The organism is Chloroflexota bacterium (genome assembly GCA_009840355.1).
Classification (GTDB): domain Bacteria; phylum Chloroflexota; class Dehalococcoidia; order Lucifugimonadales; family JADFKI01; genus Bin90.
On sequence record VXNZ01000049.1, the window covers coordinates 70,768 to 91,199 of the forward strand.

The window sequence follows — 20,432 nt, forward strand, 5'->3', positions numbered from 1 at the left end:
TGGAGTTCAGTAACACTTGGCATCTGTTTCATCTTTCTGATAATTGCATTATCAGCGGTCTTGGCGGGGGATTAGTGTTATAGCCTCACTGCCGACCGATAGAAGAAAGTCCTCGCGTGAGTGCGAGGGCTTTCTCGTGCCCACTATTTATTCAGCAAGAGTTATTGATACCTACGTTCTCAACAAGTGAAGCCGCCCCGTCCAGATTATTCAAGACTAATTCAGAGACCAATGATGAGAAATAGGGAAGCGGCTGTGGTGATACCAAGAGGATGTGCTCGGTGTGGCGGGGATGTGCTGACGGAGGGCAGGCGGGTCGGCGGAATGACGGAGAAAGGGACACTTGGCGCGACAGCATAGCCGTCAAGCAATCGTCAAGCGATGTAGTTGTGCTTGCCCAGCGTAGGATATTTGCCGCTGCGGGAGCGCGGGTCAACCGGCCATGGCATTACTTGGCAGCGCGCCGCCCATTCTTCGTATAGGCGCGTCATTCGGCGCGCACGGTCGGCGTCACCGGACGACAGGTCGTTGAGTTCGGTGCGGTCTTCGTCCATATTGTACAGCTCCCATGCCAAGCCATACTCCGATACGAGCTTCCATTCGCCGATTCGGACGGCGCGGTTGCCTTCGTGTTCCCAGAATATCGGCGCTTCTCGCTGCCAATCTCGCCCTTGCAGCATTTGCAGAAAACTTTCGCCTTCGATGGGCGTGATTTGCCTGCCTTGGTATTCGGTGGGATATGTCGCGCCTGCCGCGTCGATGCAGGTCGCGGTGATGTCGGTGATGTACATCGTGCTGTGGTCGATGCTCGGCTGTCCGATGACCCGGGGCCAGTGGACGATGAACGGCGTGGATATTCCGCCCTCCTGCATCCAGCTCTTGAACAGGCGGAACGGCGCGTTGCTCACATTCGCCCAAGGCAGATCGTAGCTCATGAAGGTGTCGTCAGGACCGGGTCGAACGCCGGGGATATTGCCCGATGTAACGGGCCTGCCGTCCACCGTCGGCGTGGAATATATGCTCGGCACGGGGATGTCGTTGTCTTCGCGGAACAACTCGGCGCAACCGCCGTTGTCCGACAAGAACATGAAAAGCGTGTCGTCGTACTCGCCCAGCTCGCGCAGCCTTCCCATGATTCGCCCGATGCCATGGTCCACGCGGTCAACCTGCGCGGCATAAACCGCCATGCGCAAGTCTTCCCAGTCCTTGTGCCGTACATCATTCCAGTCCGGCGCGTCCTCGTCACGCGGGCTGATTTGCCACTTCTCGTCGAGCAAGCCCATGGATTTCTGTGATTCGTGGCGTGCGGTGCGTTCGGCGTCCCAGCCCTGACGGAATGCGCCTTCGTACTTGGCGATGTCCTCTTCGAGCGCGTGCAGGGGCCAATGCGGCGCGGTGTACGACAGGTACAGGAAGAACGGCGCGTCTGAATCGCTGCCCTCGTCTATCATCTGAATTGCGTGGTTCGTAATCTCTTCCGTAAGGTAGAAGTCCGGAGTCTCAGCCTTGATAGGCGTATCGTCCAAACCGAGCGAATCCGGGTTGAAGAACGAACTATAGCCGCCCCAGATGCCGAAGAACCGATCGAAGCCGCGCTGGCGTGGCGTGGGGTAGCCTTCTTCGCCGGTGGGCCAGCCGAACTCGGGCACGGGCGGATGGAAGTTGCCGCCGACGTGCCACTTGCCGCTCATCAGCGTGCGGTATCCGGCGGTTCTCAGCACTTCCGCGATGGTCACGCACCTGTCGTTCAGATAGCCCTGATAGCTATCAATGCCGTAGTCGGCGGTCATATGCCCGACGCCGGCTTGATGCGGATGCAAGCCCGTGAGCAGCGCCGCGCGGGACGGGCAGCAGCGCGCGGAGTTGTACATCTGCGTACACCGAATCCCATTCGACGCAAGCGCATCGATATTGCGAGTCAACAGGCTCGACCCATAGCTCCCCAAGTCCGAAAACCCAAGGTCGTCCACAAGGCAGATGATGATGTTGGGGCGTCTGGTAGGTTGGTCGGTCATTTGGGCATGTCCTTTGTCATATTCGTACCTACGGTGGAAGTGTACGCCGGCATACACTCGGGCGATGGCGATGTGACGACTTTTGCCTTGGGCGTGCGCTATCATCCCTGCTCATGGCATTGGGAGGAAGGCGACCTTCTTGATATTGCGGATAGCCGAAAGGCATCTCCTACAACGGAATCGCAGCCACGAACGACACCGATTGTTTGCCCGCTGTGCCCGATCCTACGCCCGTTCCATAGCGGTTCCCGACTCTACGACCAGTTCGTCTGCTGCAGGGAGAGGATTGCGCCGTCGGCCGGACGCCAAACCGCTGCATCGTCCCGCCAAGGATTCGCCCTCAGCCAGTCCTCGTTCATACCTACGCCCAGCCCGGTTCCCGTCGGCAGCGGCAGGAAGCCGTCCTTCTGCACGGGGAAGTCTCCGGTGCATGCGTCCTGGAACCACGGGTGTATGCCGCCTTCCTGAATCATGAAGTTGGGAACGCAGGCGTCGAGGTGCAGAGATGCTATCGTGCAAAGGGGACCGTATGGGTTGTGCGGCTGGAAACCTACATAGTGCGCTTCCGCCATAGCCGCAATCTTCTTCAGCTCTGATATGCCGCCGCCCTGCACGATGTCGGGCTGGATCATCTTCACAATCTGGCGTTGCAGCAGGTCGGTGTAGTCCCACTTGGTGTACAGGCGCTCGCCGGTTGCAAGCGGTATGTTCACTTGCTCGGCGACGCGCTGCATGGCGTCGAGGTTCTGCGGCGGCACGGGTTCTTCATAGACGAATGGGCGGTATGGCTCCATGGCGTTGCCGATGCGGATCGCGTCCGCCGGCGCCAGCCTGCCGTGCACTTCCACCAGCAGCTCCACATCGTCGCCGACCGCCTCGCGCACGGCTTCCAGCTTCTTGACCGCGATGCGCTCCGCTTCGATGGGGATGAACAGCCCGCGATGGTCGAACGGGTCGCCCTTGAGCGCGGTAAGTCCCATCTCGGTGTGGCGCAGCGCGTTTTCCACGGCATCCTCGACTGTCAGGCCGTCCCATCTGCCATAGCACCAGAGCTTGTCGCGCATCGCGCCGCCGAGAAGCTGATAGACGGGAACGCCGAGCGCCTGCCCTTTGATGTCCCATAACGCAATCTCGATGCCGCTTATGGCGGACATCTGCACAACGCCGCCGCGCACATGGAAGTGATGGTAGAGCGTCTGCCAGTGCTCCTCGATGCGGTGTGGGTCCTTGCCTATGAGAACCTGCCCGAACTCCTCGACCATAGCGGCGACCGCGAGCGGACCTGATGTAGCCTCGCCCCAGCCGGTAATGCCCTCATCGGTCTCAATCTTCACGAACATATAGTTGCGCGCCTGCCCGCGAGGGGCGGCGGAGGCGGGGTGGGCGGTGATGGATGTGATTTTCATTGGTGGGGGTGCTCCTTGTTAACTTACATTCTCATCCCAGTCTGTGGGGCCGTCATCGTATTCGTCGATGGTTTCACCAAGCCAAAACATGCCATCTTCACGAGTTACATTCTTCCCCATGACCGCCTCGATGCTTTTGATGAGTTCCTCGGCGCGTCCTGCGAAAAACCCGTTGAAGTCGTCCGCGCGCAATGTCGTTGCAGGGATGCGATGGGATGCCAATATCTTGTCCATATCGGCAACTGTTATCTTTGCTTTTCGTTCTATTGTAGGCAGATACTCAGAAGGTGCCCTTCCACCAATGCTCCGATTGCAGCTTGCAGAGAGAGCAGTCTTGTTAACGATGCTATTGAATATGTTGCGGTCTATTCCATTCCGGTTACACCACAATTGCGGAAATATATGGTGTATGTCAATGTTGTCATCGAAGAAGGTCTGAGCCTCAACAGGTTCACCGCTGCAAAAGTCGCGACTGCCATCCCGCATGAGCAAAGCGTGGATTCCTTTGTATGCTGCGCTATTGCGAGTCCGTAGAGTAAGTAGGCGGTTCGCTTGGAAGTTCGCGTCTTGAATAGTAGAGGGCATTTCTGCCCCATCGCCTTTCACCCAACCTGAAACTTCAGGAAGGTCGCGGGCAAACAGTGTTTCACCTGCGCCACCGTAAATCTCCCCCAATACGCCACACCAATACCAGCGCGCAATCTTTTGGCGAGCGCCTTCCGTATCAGCAACATTTCCCAAATCTGCCAAAATTGTAGCTAGGGGAACAAGTTGGGTCTGGTATGGCAAATCGCTCGCTTTGAAAATCTTCTGCCCATGCAGAAATCGCGCTGCCTTTTTGAATCCATCTTCTACCTTGTCCGCCCAAGCCTCGTATTCAGCAGCACTCAGCCGAAGGATGTCTCTTCGCCTGCAACTAACCGCTCCGCCTTTGACTTTGGTCGCAATCAGCGTGAGAGCTTGTAAGAAAAGCGTGCTTTCCATCCGGCGTAGGACAGGATGAGCGTTTTTCAGGCGACTTTCTCTTTCAGCCCAGTCCTCACGAAGTTGGAAGTTGTCAGCCGCGAAGGATGCGGTCAGCAGTTCAAATACCGTGAGGGTGACCCCTCCCGTGTTCACCTTCTCAAAGACGATGCAGACAGCTTCCTTCGATGTCTCTTTATCAAGTTCAATTACAGGGACTTGGTATTGTTTGAAGCCATCGATGACCTGCTCCTCAAATTTGTCCCATAGATCTGATTTACAAGAGTCGTGATTCCAATATTTATTGTAGCCACGCCTCCACTGCGAAGAGTTAAAGAGGTGTCTGATAGGAAACATGTCATTAGCATATTCCTGTTCAGACGTAGAAAGGTTGGTAATGTCCTCCCCTCGGAATGTCCTCACTACACGATCTTCGGGAACTGACAGAACGGCGTCCTCTCTATCAGCGTCATCAGAGACGCACTTCTCCATGTCCAAGTAATACCAGCGCCGGATTTTGCGCCCTCTGGTATCTTTCGTCTCTACTGGTTTTCCTGCCTTCAAAGATTGGAAGAGTGAAGTCAACCGTTGCTGACCATCTAGCACAAGGACGTCTGGTTTTACATTCCGAATTGCCTCATCGGCACTTCTATCGGGCGTGGCTTGAAACTGACATCAGGCCCACCAGTTTCCAGCGTCATTACAGCACCGATGGGAAACGACAGTGAAACGCTGGCTATCAGGTCTCGGATGTGATGGTCATCTCACACCCAGCCACGCTGGAAATCAGGGAGTTGAGTTTTCCCGTTGCTAACGTTATTCAGCATATCTTCTATGCGAAGTTTGGTACTGTCGAAACTTGCGACATTCATTAGTCAACCTCATTTCCTACGATTTCAATGCCACAATGATGTTCAGAAAGTTAACATAATACCGCGCCTCAATCCCTCGACATACGCCTCCTCGCTCTCACCCCAAACGCCGCCCCGCGAGCAAAAGGATAAACAGGCAGACCGCCACAAGAAATGCGATTATACATCCGCGCCTATACGCCTATTTTCGAGCGTACTGCCCCGCATGCTCGCCGGCTATTTTGCCGAAGACGGCGCCTGCCATCAGCCCTGAGCCGCCGGGGTAGTTGTTGTAGAACAAGCCGCCCGTCAGCTCTCCGGCTGCGTATAGCCCCGGTATCGGCGCGTCTTCGGTGTCGATTACTTGCGCTTGGGCGTTTATCTTCAAGCCGCCGAAGGTGAATGTCAGACCGCAGGTTACCGCGTAGCCCATGTATGGCGGCTCGTCGAGCGTCAGCGCCCAGTTCGACTTCGGCGGGTCGATGCCCTCGGTGCGCTTGCCGTCCAGTGCGGTCGGGTTGTAGTCGCCCGGCTGCACGGCGGCGTTGTACTCTGCGACCGTTTGCGACAACGATTCCACATCGATGCCAAGCCCGTCCGCCAGTCCTTCTATCGTGTTCGATTCCACAAGCGACGCCTGCGGGATGAAGTACTCGTCGCGCAGCAGGTGCTTCGTCTTCTGGTCGAACAGCTGAAACGCCACGCGCTGCGGCTGCGCCAGAATCTCCTTGCCGTATTTGGCGTAGGTGTAGTTCCGCAAATCCGCGCCTTCGTCCACGAAGCGCTTGCCTTCGACATTCACGATAAGGCCAAACGGATACGAGTGCTTTTGGAACAAGTCCGCGATGTTGCGGTCGCCGAATGCCGGCGCGTTCATATCCCACGCCACCGCATGGCAGCCGCTCCAGTGCCCGTAGGATTGCGCGCCGATGTCCAGCGCCATGCGGATACCGTCGCCCGTGTTGAACTGCGTGCCGCGAACTTTCGCCAATTCCCAACCGGGTCCCAAATAGCGCGTGCGCATCTCGGTGTTCGACTCGAAGCCGCCGCACGCCAGTACTACCGCGTTCGTGTCGATGTCGCGGAATCCGTCGGCGTCTCGCACGGTCAGCCCGGTGATGCCGCCGCGATTGTCGGTGTTCAGGCTGTGCGCCTTCGTGCCGTACAGCACCGGCACGCCCTTGCGCTCCAGTATCTCGAATTCTTGGTCGGTCAGTCCCTTGCCTGCGCCGACCGCCTCCACGATGAGACCGCCCCAGAAGCGCAGCTTGCCTTCATGCCGGAACGCCTGCCTGCCGTACGCTAAAATCCAGCGCACGCCTTGCTCTTGCATCCACTTCATCGCCGGGTACGACTGCGATACCAGCGCCTGCGCCAACTCCGGGTCGGACAGCCCTTCGGTAACGCGCATCAGGTCGTCGTAGAACTGCGCCTGAGTATATCTGCCGACATCGATGGTCTCGCGCTCGTCCTCACCAATCTCCGGGATGATGCCGAGTATGTCCTCGATGCCGTCGTAGGCGAAGCGGAACAGCCCGCCCGTGAAGAATGAGTTGCCGCCGCGTAAATACTCCGGCGCGCGCTCCAGCACAAGCACGGAAGCGCCTTCGTCAGCCGCCGCCATCGCCGCACAAAGTGCGGCATTGCCTGCGCCCGCCACTACAACATCGTATCGTTCGTTCGCAGCCATAGATATTTGTACCTCGTTGTTAAATTGCCATTCTTGCTTGTGGACATTCCTACCTGTAAGGAAGGGACATATCATCGCGGCGCATTGTATCACTCTGCCTAGTGCCGTTGCATGGCTATGATTGAGTACGATGATTGAAGAAGGGGCTGCCGTTCAGCGAACTTGCCATTCCTTGACACTTATCCCTGCCCTGTGTATAAACTTTTTATAAGGATACGACGAATTGCTACTTGAGAAACGATCACAATGAGAGCCATCCCCGCGTCCACAATCGTTATTGTATTTGCGTCCTTGATACTCGCGTCATTCATGGCATCCGGCGGCGCAGCGGCGCAGACGGGCTGCGGCATTCAGTTGCTCACATCCAACACTGTCCAGGGAAGCTGGACGTCCGACTGCACCTCACAATATCGCCAAGACTCTTACGCCCGCTCCTACTCCCTCAGACTTACCGAGCCGGCGGAAGTAACGATAACCCTCGAATCCGAGGCCGACCCATATCTCTTCCTGCACAGCGAACAAGGCGACTTCATCGATGAAAACGACGACATCGACTTGGACGTCCGAAACTACAACTCTCGTATCATCGCAAGTCTTTCCGCAGGCAGCTACACCATCGAAGCCACCACATACCTCGAGCGCGTGACCGGCGATTTCACATTGACCGTAACCGGCGTGGACTTCAGCGCGTCCGACGACAACGATCGTGCCGCCCTAACCGCCCTCTACCACGCCACCGACGGCGATAACTGGCGGCGCAACGACAATTGGCTCACGAATGCGCCGCTGGACGAGTGGTACGGCGTGGAGACTGATGGCAAGAGGTGGATCCACAATCTGAGCCTCAACGACAACCAACTTACAGGGCAACTCCCACTTGAATTGGGCGGACTCTATAATCCGAAAGGATTGGACTTCGGAAATAACCAACTAACGGGTCCTATACCCTCCCAATTGGGAAACCTCAATCTGGCACTCCTAAACTTGAGTAACAACAAACTGACAGGGACCATCCCATCGGAATTGTCCCGAATGACCAATTTAGTGGAGCTTGACCTCCATTCGAACAGACTTGAAGGTACGATACCACCAACACTGGGCAATCTGACTAATCTGACTTTCTTGTATCTGCCGGACAATCTTTTAATAGGAACGATACCGCCGGAATTGGGCAGTCTAACCCATTTAGAGGTACTGAGTCTGGAATACAATAGACTATGGGGCGAACTTCCCCGCAACTTGACTGCTTTGACGCATCTGAGGTCGTTCGAGTACTTTGAGAACGCTGGCCTCTGCCTGCCGGACGATGCTGCATTCCAAGAATGGATGCAATCAGTCAGTGATGATGTAGATATTTCGATTTGCATCCCACTCTCCACGACACCTGACGCGCGGGATGTTGAAGTGCTGACCACGCTTTACAACACCACCAACGGCGATAACTGGAGGGACAATACCAATTGGTTCAGCGAGCAACCGTTGCAGTACTGGAAAGGCGTAACCATAAACTCTGACGGGCGTGTCATCATACTAGACCTTGACTCAAATGACCTGTCAGGTCACATACCGGCAGAATTAGGTGACTTGGATGCTCTTGAAGAGTTGACGCTTGGCAGTCAATTGAGAGGCGCTATTCCCTCGGAGTTGGGCAATCTCACTCGCTTGGAACTACTCGATCTTTCCAACAACGAATTGACAGGTGCTATTCCTCTCAAACTAAGTAACCTCACCAATCTGAAATATCTGGAACTCTTCAACAACCATCTGACAGGACATATTCCTCCCGAGCTAGGTGACCTCTCTATGTTGGACTCACTGAGACTCGATGGCAACCAACTGGCAGGAACTATTCCTTCTGAATTGGCAAAACTCATTAACTTGACAGATCTGAGCTTAAATGAGAACGAACTAACTGGCTCCATTCCTCCTGAGTTAAGCAACCTCGCCGCGCTTATGTATTTGAGCCTGGACGACAACCAACTGACGGGCGATATACCGTCTGCGCTAGGTAATCTCGATGGACTGCGTTGGCTGTTGCTCGATCATAACCAACTTACCGGCACAATCCCTCCCGAGATAGGAAATCTCACCGATCTAAGGTATGTGCGCTTCGCCGGCAACCAACTAACTGGCTGCGTCCCCGCCGCTCTGCGGGAAGTTAATAGCAATGACTTCGACGAACTCGGCTTGCCCTTCTGCGAAGACGCCCAGCCGCCAACGCCAATGCCTGGTAATCCTATACCCGAAGGCTGCACACTTCAGAGCATCGTCGGCAGTGACTCTACCATCGATGATGCCTGGACGAGCGACTGTGTGTCACAGAATAGAATGGAGAATGGCGAGCACTATGCGAAGTTCTTTGGCTTCACTGTAGATAGAACATCGTCGATAGATATCACGCTTGTATCGCGGACGGACACCTATATGTTCTTGCTCGACGAATATGGCATGGTCGTGGAGGAGAACGACAACTACGACCACAACATATTCGACCTGCACCCGAGAAGCTCCGGCATTCGGATAACGCTTGATCCCGGCAATTACATTGTCGAAGCCACGACTTACGCGAACGAGGCGACGGGCGATTTCACGCTGACTATCGCCAGCCCGGATATTACCGCGCTAAGGGCGCTCTACCACTCCACGAATGGCGCGGACTGGACAAATAACGATAATTGGCTGACTGACGCGCCGCTCTCCGAATGGCACGGTGTAACGACTGACGACGAGGGTAGCGTGACGGAGATCTACCTTATCGGCAACAATCTGGTGGGCACGATTCCCGCCGAGTTAGGAGGCATGTATAACCTCGAAGGCTTGTATCTCGCACGCAACCAACTCAGCGGCGCGATTCCGCCGGAACTCGGCAACCTGCATAATCTCGAAACACTGATGTTGTTCAGAAACGAACTGAGCGGTGCGATCCCGTCGGAACTCGGTAGTCTCGCAAGCCTCAAAGAGTTGCACCTGGGGCGTAACCAACTGAGCGGCGCAATTCCGGTAACGCTGGGCAATCTGCAAAACTTAACGAGGTTGCACATGACAGTAAACGAACTGAGCGGCGTCATTCCGGCATCTCTAGGCAATCTCACGGAGCTTCGCCAGCTCTCCATCGCGTCCAACAACCTTAGCGGTCCGATACCCACGGAGATAGCGGACCTGTCAAATCTCACCCATATATATCTATGGGACAATAACCTCTTGGCAGGCAGGTTCGTCAACAGCTTGGACAGGATGACCGAGCTGCGTTTCCTAGACATAGGCGGCAACAACATTGACGGCGAGGATGTGCTTGCCGAGCTATACGCGCTCCACAACCTGACTGGCTTGGGCATCCATAACAGCTATATCACGGACGATCATATGTCAGCGTACATGGACGACCTGCAGGCGCTCGACCTAGAGTTCCTGAATCTCAGCGAAAATAATCTGTCGGACTTGCAGACGCTGGTGGATCTGTCCGAAATCGAGACAATCCAGCGGCTCGTAATACACAGCAACGACCTGAGCGGCGAGTTGCCGCGCACTATGACGCGCTTGACGCTGATGCGCCTCTTCTACTTCCACGCTAACGCGGGGCTGTGCGCGCCAACGGACGACGAGTTCCAAGACTGGTTGCGCGGCATCCGCGATGTTCTGGGCGACATTTGTACCGATGGCAGCCCGACGGATGCGCCAGCACAGCAATCATCAGGCGGTGAATACGCCGCAATGATGTCCATATCAGGCGAAGCAGAGGACAATCACAGCTTGCTGTCCCGCTAGTCAGCGGGCGGCGACTAAACCACATATTCCCATATCATATCTATGGCAGTCACACCAGCGCAAAGGACAGCGAATGACTACGAATGCCCACCGCTCACACGGACAACCTGGACTCGCTCGGAATGATACTCACAATCACGACAACGGAGATCAGCACGACAACGACGGGGAACAGGCGGCGCGCAGTGATGGCGGACACAGCCACTGCGGCGAAGCAAGGTTCAGCGTGGAGGAAGCCCTAGAGCGCATTCTCCGACACTTCCAGCCGTTGGAAGCCGTGCGTGTGCCATTGCTCGAGGCGCTGGGGCAGGTGCTAGCCGAAGACGCGCTGGCAAGCCACGACATCCCGCCACTTGACAACTCCGCGATGGACGGCTATGCGCTGCAGGCGGCAGATTTGCAGGGCGCATCGGCGAACGGCCCGATAACGCTACAAGTGTCGGGCACCATCGCGGCGGGCGAGCTGCCAACCATCGAAGTTACGCAAGGCAACGCCGTGCGCATTATGACCGGCGCGCCCGTACCGGACGGCGCCGATGCCGTTGTGCCATTCGAGGTCACGGACGAGATGGAGCGACGCGCGTCCGGCGCAACGCTCTCGGAAATCGGCGTACGCTATCAGGCGGCGGTCGGTGACCACATTCGTCCGGCTGGGCAGGATGTGCGTAATGGCGAGATAGTGCTGTCAGCGGGAACCATGCTCCGCCCATCGGAAATCGGCGTTCTGGCATCGCTCGGATATGATGCGGTGAGCGTGCTGCGCCGTCCCGTCATCGCCATTCTCGCTACCGGCAACGAGCTGCTCGAACCGGGCGCGCCGTACAGCCGAGGCATGATATACGACAGCAACACATACTCCGTCGCCGCCACCGTGCTCCGCTTTGGAGGCGTCCCCAAGCTCATCGGCATAGCCCGCGACAACCTTGAATCTATGAACGCCAGCCTGCGTGCCGGGCTAGACTCCGACATGCTGGTAACATCGGCGGGCGTGTCCAATGGCGACTACGACATGGTGAAGGATGTGCTGGCGCAGCACGGCGAGATAGACTTTTGGTCGGTGCGGATGCGTCCCGCCAAGCCGCTCGCCTTCGGCGTGTTGAACGCAGACGAGGGCAGGAAAGTGCCGCTGCTTGGTCTGCCCGGCAATCCGGTCAGCGCGATTGTCGCATTCGAGCAGTTCGGCAGGGCAGCGATACGCCGCATGCTCGGCAAACCCGACATGCCCAAGCCGACAATCAGCGCTGTCCTAGACGAGCCAATACACAACGGCGACGACCGGCGAGTGTACGCGCGCGCAGTAATTCGCCGCGAAAACGGCGAATATCGCGCGTCGCTAACCGGCGAGCAAGGCTCCAACCTGCTCACATCGATGGCGCGCGCTAACGGACTTGCTATCTGCCCGGAGAACGTCCCCGTCAAGCAACCGGGCGAGACCGTCCAAGTCCAAATGCTAGATTGGTCAGAAGATACTTTATAGCAGCCAGACATCGCGCTGCCGCTCGCAAATTGCCCTCTCTCTCAACAGGAAGATTTATCGCAACGAGGGAGAGGCAATAGTGCAGGGCTGGCGATGCGGCGAATGCGTCTATCATCCACCAAATCCATTCGATAAGCACCTTCTCGCGACCAATCACGAACACACGGAACAATCTCAAACATCCTGTACTGACCAACCACACCGGAGGGCACCAACCTTGACCAGCGAAGAAATCACGCAGAGCAGCGATGGCAGTGGAAGTAGCCGCAAGTTCATCATATCTGAAGAGCATGCGGCGGAAATCGGCGCGGCATTGCCGCTGATGATAGCCAACCGTCTCGGCTACATGGACAGGCAGGCGCTCGAAGAAGAGCCGACCGTTGAATCCGACATCGCTCCCTATATCGACCTCATCGTCGCCAGCAGCAGCCACGACGCGGACTACCTACTGCCCGACACGCCGCTCAAGGAAGCCGTCTTTCGCATCATCTTAGCCAACGGCAACGAGCCAATGAGCGCCCAGCAGATAAGCGAAATCCTAACCGAGCGCTGGGCAATGTCCGCCTACCCGCGCAACCTATCCGTCGAAGTGATAGCCCGCCTATTGGAAAACAGCGCGAATTACTGCATCGTCCCGGTTGGGGAGCCGACTGAAAACTCTGCGATGTAATGTAGCAAGAGAATAGCTGTTGACATCAGACAAATGGAAATCGCAAGCTTCATAATCGGATTAGGCGGTCTTATCGTATCGGGCATCAGCTTAACACTGGCGCTGAAAGCTCGCTCCACTGCCATATCCGCAGAGAAAGCCTCTGACGCAGCACGCCAAGCCGTCTTTCAAACGATAGCTATATCCGAATTGACGCAGGCGATTGCTCTGGTAGAACTCTTGAAGGAACTCCATAAGAATAATGATTTCAACCGGGCGCTTGATAGATATACTCAATTGCGCCAACTGATTACCGCTTTGCAGACAAGCCAGACAGAGGAAGATGTAACCCGTTTTGATAATGCTATAATCCAATTGATGGATATTGAGACGACTGTTAGGAAATCTGTCTATACGGGAACGCAGATTGACGCTGCAAAAATTGACTCCGGTCTTTTGAAAATACAGCAACTGCTTGACGAAGCCCGCGTGAAGCAAGAGCAACGTGTTACTGGCGCGTCGGACATTGGAGGGCGTTCGTGATGACAACGATGCAGGAAAAAACCGCTCAATTGATTACCACCCTCACAGAAAAAACTTCACAGAATAGAATTGAGTGGGAAAAGACGCCGTCTGAACGCATCTACAAAGTGCAATTCAACGGCGACGCAGTCTTCATAAGAGAGCATGAACCTTCTCAGTTAGGAAATAAGGCATACTCTCTGAGTATAGTGGACGACAGCGGGCAAGTGGTTGAGATTATTCGCCAACAGCCTGGCGATGATAACTACACGCGACTAGCGCAAATGTACATCGTATCCAGAAGGTCAGCAGAATACAACGCCGAGGCGAGCCTTGACCGCTTGCTCCAAGAACTCGAAAGCAGATAACGCGCTCATACGCTGGTCGTTATCCCACATCCCCCAGCTGCGCCGCCACCGTACGCCGTGTGAAATCCGCCAGTGCCTTGATCGCGGTTTCTAAGGCGGGCTCCCAGTTAGGGGATAGGGATTCCATTGGGAGGCGCACTTGGGTGTTGCCGATTTCGGCTTGACGGCTTAGCGCTCGCTGCATTGCTCGGCGCGCACCGCCTATCTCGCCGCCGTAGCGCAGCACTACTCGGTTGCGCTCGCGCGTTACCGACTCTATGCCCGCTTGCTTGGCGTACAAGCGCAACCTCGTTGCGTACAGCAAGTTGCGCACTTGCCACGGCAAGGGACCGAACCTGTCTCGCAGTTCGTCTTCAATCTCGCCTACGCGCGCCTTCACCGCATCGTCATCGCCTTTACTGTCTTGCGCAGGTTCTGACGTGTTCAGCGTTACGATGCGCTGGTACATTCGCAGGCGCGATGGCAAGTCTTCGATGTAGTCTTCCGGGATGCTCGCGGGTACGCCGATGTCCAATGTCGGTTCGGCCGGTTCGCTTTCGGATGGTGTCGCGCTGCCGTCCATCGGCTTGGTCGTGGCGCTGCCGTTCGATGTTGCGCCGGGCATATCGCCGTTCGCAGCGCCGTTCTGCTGACCACGCGCGCGCAGTTCTTCCACCGCGTTCGATAGCAGCCGCGTGTACAGGTCGAACCCGACCGCGTGGATGTTGCCGCTCTGCTCTGCGCCCAGGATGTTGCCCGCGCCGCGTATCTCTAAGTCCTTCATCGCGATGCGGAATCCCGCGCCTAATTCGCTGGCATCCAGCATGGCTCGCAGTCGCTTTTCGGCAGGTTCAGTTAGGCTGCCCGACGGCGGCACCAGCAAGTAGCAGTATGCCCGCCTCGCGCTGCGTCCGACTCGTCCGCGCAGTTGGTACAACTGCGACAGTCCCAGCGTATCCGCGCGGTTGATGATGAGCGTGTTCACATTCGGGATGTCCAGCCCGGATTCGATGATGGTTGTGCACACAAGAACATCTAGGTTGTGTTCAGCGAACTCCAGCATCACGTCTTCAAGTTCACCTTCGCCCATTTGTCCATGCGCCACACCGACGCGCGCTTCGGGCACGAGCTGCCCGATGTACCGCGCCATATAGTCGATGTTGTACACCCGATTGTGCAGGAAATACACCTGTCCTTGTCGGTCTATCTCGCGCAGTATCGCCTCTCGTGTGAGCGCGTCGCTGATTTCCGAGACATAGGTCTTGATGGGCAGGCGCTCTTCCGGCGGTGTCTCCATCGTGCTCATATCACGCACGCCGGCGAGCGCCATGTGCAGGCTACGCGGTATCGGCGTGGCGGTCAGCGTCAGCACATCCACTTCTTCGCGCATCCGCTTCAGACGCTCTTTATGCGCCACGCCAAAGCGCTGCTCTTCGTCCACGATGACCAATCCCAATTCTTTGAACCGCACATCGCGTTGTATCAGCCGGTGTGTGCCGATGCAGATGTCCACCTCGCCCTTTGACAGCCGCTCGACGACATCCCGCTGCTCTTGCGGCGTGCGGAAGCGGCTCAACACTTCGACGCGCGTGGGGAATGCGCTGAGCCGCTGCGAGAATGTAGCGTAGTGTTGCTGCGCCAAAACGGTTGTGGGCACGAGCACCGCGACCTGCTTACCGTCCATCACAGCCTTGAACGCCGCGCGCAACGCGATCTCAGTCTTGCCGTAGCCGACATCGCCGCATACCAGCCGGTCCATCGGTTTGAGCGATTCCATGTCCGCCTTCACTTCGTCGATGGTGCGCTGCTGGTCTGGCGTTTCCTCAAACGGGAACGACTCTTCCAGTTCGGATTGCCACTGCGCGTCCGGCACGAACGAATGCCCCTCGGCGAGTTCGCGGGCGGCGTAAAGCGCCAGCAGTTCGGACGCCATCTCTCGCGTGGAGCGTTCGGCGCGCTGTTTGGCACGGCGCCATTCCTGCGTGCCGAGCCGCGTCAGGCTGGGCGGACGGTCCATCGGCGCGATGTACGGCGCTACGCGGTCTAGGTGCTCCAACGGCACATATAACTTGTCGTCGTTCGCGTATTCGATGGCGAGATATTCGCGGTCGTTGTCGTCGCTTTCATCGCCCTTGGCGCCGCGCACCGTGCCTGCGAATTTGCCGATGCCGTGTTCTACATGCACCACATAATCCCCCGGCGAAAGCTCGGACAGGAATGCGTCGCGTGCAGCCGTAACGGACCTGCGCCGCGTGCGCCGCTGCTTCGCCACGCCGAATATCTCAACATCGCTGAACACGACGAGCCGACCGGATTGGCTCGCATCGTCATGAAGTGGCAGCGAGAATCCGTCGCTCAGCCCGCCCGCCGCTGACTGCATCAACGTTATGCTGCCTGCGGACGGGGCGTGATCCAGACTGTCCGCCAGCGTTACATCGACGCCCTCGCCGGCGAATATCTCGGACAAGCGGCGCGAGTGGCTGCTTACTGCTATCACGGTGGCGCTGTATTCCTCGCTCAGCTCCCACACATCCTCTACAAATCGCTCCAGATTGCCGTAATAGTTCGCTGCCGCAAGGAATGGCAATTTGATGTCGATGGCATTGCCTGAATCATCGGCGGCATTACGCGCCGTGCCGTTCAGCTTGCTTGCTCCGTTCGCACCGGCGTTGTTAGAACCCTGTGTGCTGTCTGTGCCGGGTAGGGCAGGCATGGGTGCATTGTCTTCCCAAGGGGATACGACTTGTGAGCTTACGCACAGGTTGAGCCTCTGCCCGAATTGCGCGAACTGCGCCTCAACATCGTTCCATGAAAGGTGCGACGACGGGAAGTTGCGCGGCAGTTCGCCTCGCGCTTCTTTCGTCTCGCGCAGCTGATGCCCGCGTTCTTGTATTTCCCAGGCGGCGTCCGCGATTTCGTCGGGCTTGTATGCGACCAGCAGCGCGTTTGCATTTCCGTCGTCGCTGCGGCAGTCGGCAAAGTAGTCGGCAATACCACTTTGATTGAAGAAGCCTGCGTAAAATCCTTGCTCTTCGACATTCTGCCCTTCCATCAGTAGTTCGAGCTCTTCGCGGATACGCGCTTGCACGCTCGGTGTACAGTTGCCCACATCCACGAATGCGGCGAGGCGTTCCAGGTCGCCGTATGGCGTCATGGACGGCAGGATTTCGTGCGCGGGCGAGACTTGCACGGTATCCACGACCTCGCCGGAACGCTGAGTCGCGGGATCGAAGTGCCTTATGCTGTCAATCTCGTTGCCCCAAAGTTCGATGCGCGCGGGCATATCGGCGGCGACGGGGAAAATGTCTATGATGCCGCCGCGCCTGCTGACCACGCCCGGCGCGTACACGGCGGACTCAAAGCGATAGCCTATCCGCCGCCAAAGGTCTAGCATGTCCGAAAGCTCGACCTGCTCGCCGCGCCGCAAAGTATGGTTGCCGCCTTCCATGACATCACGCGCGAGCGTCCGCTGCATCAGCGCGCCGACAGACGCGACCACCAGCGGCGGCGAAGTCTTATCCGATGTGGATACTGTCACGGTGCTACGATGTCCGTTTGCGCCTTGACGGGTAGATTCGCGGGCAGATTCACGGACAAACGCATCGCTGTCCGCGCGTGCGGCCCTAGCAGCAGCGGCGCCGCCAGGCACGCCGGCGGGCATCGTCGTTTCTTGCCGCGCGACGAAATCGGATACGGCTGATAGCGCGCGCAGCCGCTGCTGAACCGTCTCAGTGTCGGAGTCTAGCCGCTCGAAGGGCAGGATCTCGGACTCTGTGAAGTGCAGCAAGCCTTCGTCGTCATCGCCGCACCATGCGAGCAGCTGCTCGTACAGCCGGCGCGCATCTTCGGGACGCGGCGCGACTACGAGCGTTGGCGCATCTACATCCTGCCGCAGCGCGGCGAGCGTGAACGCGGCAGACTTGGCGGTCGTCTTCATAGTCAGCCGCCGCGCGCCGCCGCGCATGCCATCTCGCAGTCTCCGATATTCCGGCACTCCCCGCATAAACTCTCGCAAGATGCCAAGTGTCATATAGTCCCATCCTCATCACTGATAGTTCATCGCCAGATTGAACGCACAAATAGACCTCCCCGGTACAGCGCGACCGGGCAAGCCTGCATACATTTTAAGTATAACCTAACGGGACGTACAAGATGGGTAGGATGTGCACTTTTGGAGGGAAGAGGGGAGAAGAGGGCAAGAAGAATTGCTTTGAACGAATGGTTAAAACTCGTTCAAAAAAAACCTAGACGCTGATACAATTTTCTGAATGCACTTACGTCGTCAGTCCGCAACTGCGCTCTGCGGACTAGGAGATAGGAGGAAATGACAATGATGGAAGCCTATTGTCTCAAGTGTCGCGCATCCCGAGAAGTGAAGAACGCCGTAGAAGTAACGCTAAAGAACGGCCGCCCCGCCACACGCGGCAACTGCGCCATATGCGACGCCTCCGTATTCCGCATAGGCAAAACGACGGCGTAGCGCAGTCTCCCCCTGTTTGTCATTCCGAACGCGGCGCAGCGTACTGAGGAATCCGAAATATCCGCCATGCTTACGCCATCACGATTTTAGATTTATCGCGTTGCTTCGGAATGACACAGGCGGACGGTGCGTGATATGGCTGCTGAGAATGGGGAAGGGACACTTGAGGCGCCACCGGCAGTTAGCCTACCCCGCCAACACCTTCCGCAAGTCAATGATTTGATCGCGCAGCAGGGCTGCCTTCTCGAACTCCAGCTCGCGGGAGGCGGCTTTCATTTGCGTTTCCAGGTCTTTGATTAGGCGCGTCAGGTCGTCTTTGGGGATGTCGTCGTGGGTGATGTATGGCGTTGCTGCCTCTGCGACCGCCTTCACGCGCTCGGTGATGTCGCGCACATCCTTGCGAATGCCTTGCGGCGTGATGCCATGTTCGCGGTTGTACGCTTCCTGCAACGCGCGCCGCCGTTCCGTCTCGTCGATGGCGCGTTTCATAGAGTCCGTCACCACATCGGCGTACATTATCACGCTGCCTTGTTCGTGCCGCGCTGCCCTGCCGATGGTCTGCACCAGCGCCGTCAGCGAGCGCAGGTAACCTTCCTTGTCCGCATCCAAAATCGCCACCAAACTCACCTCAGGCAGGTCGATGCCCTCTCGCAGCAGATTGATGCCCACCACCACATCATAGACGCCCAGCCGCAGGTCGCGCAGTATCTCGCTTCGTTCGAGCGTGTCTATCTCGGAGTGCAGGTAGTGCACCTTCACGCCCATCTCGCGCAGGTAATCTGCGAGTTCTTCGGACATGCGCTTGGTGAGGGTGGTTATCAGACAGCGCTGCCCCTTCGCCACACGCTCGCGAATCTGGTACAGCAGATCGTCGATTTGCCCGGCGGTGGGCTTGACTTCGACAACCGGGTCGAGCAGACCTGTCGGGCGGATGACCTGCTCTATCATCGCCTGGCTGTGTTCGTGTTCGTATGGTCCCGGCGTTGCGGACACATAGACCGCTTGGTTCAAGTGATCCTCGAATTCTTCAAAGTTCAGCGGGCGGTTGTCCAGCGCGGACGGTAGGCGAAAGCCGAATTCGACCAGCGTTTCCTTACGCGATTGGTCGCCGCGGAACATGCCGCGAATCTGCGGCAGCGTCATGTGAGACTCGTCCACGAACAGCAGGTAGTCTTCCGGCAGGTAGTCCATCAGCGTGTACGGCGTGCTGCCCGCCTCGCGCCGTGCCAGATGCCGCGAGTAGTTTTCCACGCCCGCGCAGTAGCCGGTCTCCTGCATCATCTCGATGTCGTATCGCGTGCGAGACTCCAGCCGCTCCGCTTCTAGCAGCTTGCCTTGCGACTTCAAGTCTTTGACGCACTGTTCTAACTCGGCTTCGATGTCTTCGATGGCAAGCAGCATCTTTTCCTGCGATGTTACGAAGTGTTTGGCGGGGAATATCTCGATGTCTTCGCGTTCGCCGAGCAGTTCGCCGGTCAGCGGGTCAACCGTGACGATGCGTTCCACTTCGTCGCCCCAGAACTCGATGCGCACGCCGAGTTCTTCGTATGCGGGCAGAATTTCCATCGTGTCGCCGCGAACGCGGAAGTTGCCGCGCGCGAAGTCCATGTCGTTGCGCTCGTACTGCATATCGACGAGCTGGCGGATGAGCAGTCTGCGGTTGCGCATCTCGCCCTTGCGCACATACGCGACGAAACTCTGATATTCCTCTGGCGACCCCAGACCGAATATGCACGACACAGACGCGACGATGAGCGTGTCGCGGCGGGTGAGCAGCGCGCGCGTGGCGGCGTGGCGCAGCTTGTCTAATTCTTCGTTGATATCTGAGTCTTTTTCGATGTAGGTGTCGGTGCGTGGCACATACGCTTCGGGCTGGTAGTAGTCGTAGTAGCTGACGAAGTATTCGACGGCGTTGTTCGGGAAGAAATCTTGGAACTCGGTGGCGAGCTGCGCGGCGAGCGTCTTGTTGTGCACGATGACGAGCGTAGGCCGCTGTGTCTTCTCGATGATATTCGCCATCGTAAAGGTCTTGCCGCTACCCGTAACGCCAAGCAACGTCTGATGCTTCAGCCCTTCATCAATGCCAGCCACCGCCTTAGTAATAGCCTGCGGCTGGTCACCTGTGGGCTTGAAGTCAGAAGAAATTTGAAATTCGGGCATGGCTCCCTCCCTCGCCTACGGGATCGATTTCCTTGATGATTGCGCTGCCGTTACCATTGTAAGGCACTGCCCTCCCATGGTGGTCAAATCTATGCATGACATTATAT

Annotated in this window: 10 protein-coding genes and 1 pseudogene; 5 read left to right on the forward strand and 6 right to left on the reverse strand. The window is 57.2% G+C overall.

From position 1 onward, the window contains the following. Nucleotides 1-374 precede the first annotated feature (374 nt). From F4X57_12960 to F4X57_12975, 4 genes and pseudogenes are all read right to left on the reverse strand, one after another. A complete protein-coding gene (locus tag F4X57_12960; GenBank protein ID MYC08060.1) occupies nt 375-2,015 on the reverse strand; it encodes an arylsulfatase in 1,641 nt (546 codons plus the stop codon). A gap of 254 nt (nt 2,016-2,269) precedes the next feature. Then, on the reverse strand, nt 2,270-3,421 hold the full coding sequence (gene dgoD / locus F4X57_12965) for a galactonate dehydratase (GenBank protein ID MYC08061.1): 1,152 nt from the start codon (nt 3,419-3,421) through the stop codon (nt 2,270-2,272). Between the two features lie 18 nt (nt 3,422-3,439). Beyond that, a pseudogene (locus F4X57_12970) lies at nt 3,440-5,256 on the reverse strand (DUF262 domain-containing protein). A gap of 181 nt (nt 5,257-5,437) precedes the next feature. Further along, complete coding sequence (locus F4X57_12975) at nt 5,438-6,925, reverse strand: FAD-binding dehydrogenase (GenBank protein ID MYC08062.1); 1,488 nt, start codon at nt 6,923-6,925, stop codon at nt 5,438-5,440. 246 nt (nt 6,926-7,171) lie between these two features. Between F4X57_12975 and F4X57_12980 the strand changes: the two genes are divergently transcribed. From F4X57_12980 to F4X57_13000, 5 genes are all read left to right on the forward strand, one after another. Continuing rightward, entirely contained in the window at nt 7,172-10,690 is a 3,519-nt protein-coding gene (locus tag F4X57_12980) for a hypothetical protein (protein MYC08063.1), read from the forward strand. Nucleotides 10,691-10,763: 73 nt separating this feature from the next. Then, a complete protein-coding gene (locus tag F4X57_12985; GenBank protein ID MYC08064.1) occupies nt 10,764-12,167 on the forward strand; it encodes a molybdopterin molybdotransferase MoeA in 1,404 nt (467 codons plus the stop codon). Between the two features lie 217 nt (nt 12,168-12,384). Next, a complete protein-coding gene (locus F4X57_12990; protein ID MYC08065.1) occupies nt 12,385-12,837 on the forward strand; it encodes a hypothetical protein in 453 nt (150 codons plus the stop codon). Between the two features lie 33 nt (nt 12,838-12,870). After that, nucleotides 12,871-13,359 (forward strand): hypothetical protein, encoded by a 489-nt coding sequence (locus F4X57_12995; GenBank protein ID MYC08066.1) that lies wholly within the window; start codon nt 12,871-12,873, stop codon nt 13,357-13,359. Further along, nucleotides 13,359-13,706, forward strand: a complete 348-nt coding sequence (locus tag F4X57_13000) for a hypothetical protein (protein ID MYC08067.1) — start codon at nt 13,359-13,361, stop codon at nt 13,704-13,706. Before F4X57_12995 ends, F4X57_13000 begins: the two co-directional genes overlap by 1 nt. Nucleotides 13,707-13,725: 19 nt before the next feature. Here F4X57_13000 and mfd read toward each other — a convergent pair whose 3' ends face one another. Then, entirely contained in the window at nt 13,726-17,715 is a 3,990-nt protein-coding gene (mfd, locus tag F4X57_13005; GenBank protein MYC08068.1) for a transcription-repair coupling factor, read from the reverse strand. A 636-nt stretch (nt 17,716-18,351) separates the two neighbouring features. After that, nucleotides 18,352-20,325 carry an excinuclease ABC subunit UvrB gene (gene uvrB / locus F4X57_13010; protein MYC08069.1) on the reverse strand — a complete coding sequence of 658 codons (1,974 nt, stop codon included), beginning with the start codon at nt 20,323-20,325 and terminating at the stop codon, nt 18,352-18,354. Nucleotides 20,326-20,432 lie beyond the last annotated feature (107 nt).

Bases quoted from the DNA above. Each gene is read 5' to 3' on its own strand.
- F4X57_12960 (MYC08060.1), bottom strand. From the start codon at position 2,015: ATGACCGACCAACCTACCAGACGCCCCAACATCATCATCTGCCTTGTG.
- dgoD (MYC08061.1), bottom strand. From the start codon at position 3,421: ATGAAAATCACATCCATCACCGCCCACCCCGCCTCCGCCGCCCCTCGC.
- F4X57_12975 (MYC08062.1), bottom strand. From the start codon at position 6,925: ATGGCTGCGAACGAACGATACGATGTTGTAGTGGCGGGCGCAGGCAAT.
- F4X57_12980 (MYC08063.1), top strand. From the start codon at position 7,172: ATGAGAGCCATCCCCGCGTCCACAATCGTTATTGTATTTGCGTCCTTG.
- F4X57_12985 (MYC08064.1), top strand. From the start codon at position 10,764: ATGACTACGAATGCCCACCGCTCACACGGACAACCTGGACTCGCTCGG.
- F4X57_12995 (MYC08066.1), top strand. From the start codon at position 12,871: ATGGAAATCGCAAGCTTCATAATCGGATTAGGCGGTCTTATCGTATCG.
- F4X57_13000 (MYC08067.1), top strand. From the start codon at position 13,359: ATGACAACGATGCAGGAAAAAACCGCTCAATTGATTACCACCCTCACA.
- mfd (MYC08068.1), bottom strand. From the start codon at position 17,715: ATGACACTTGGCATCTTGCGAGAGTTTATGCGGGGAGTGCCGGAATAT.
- uvrB (MYC08069.1), bottom strand. From the start codon at position 20,325: ATGCCCGAATTTCAAATTTCTTCTGACTTCAAGCCCACAGGTGACCAG.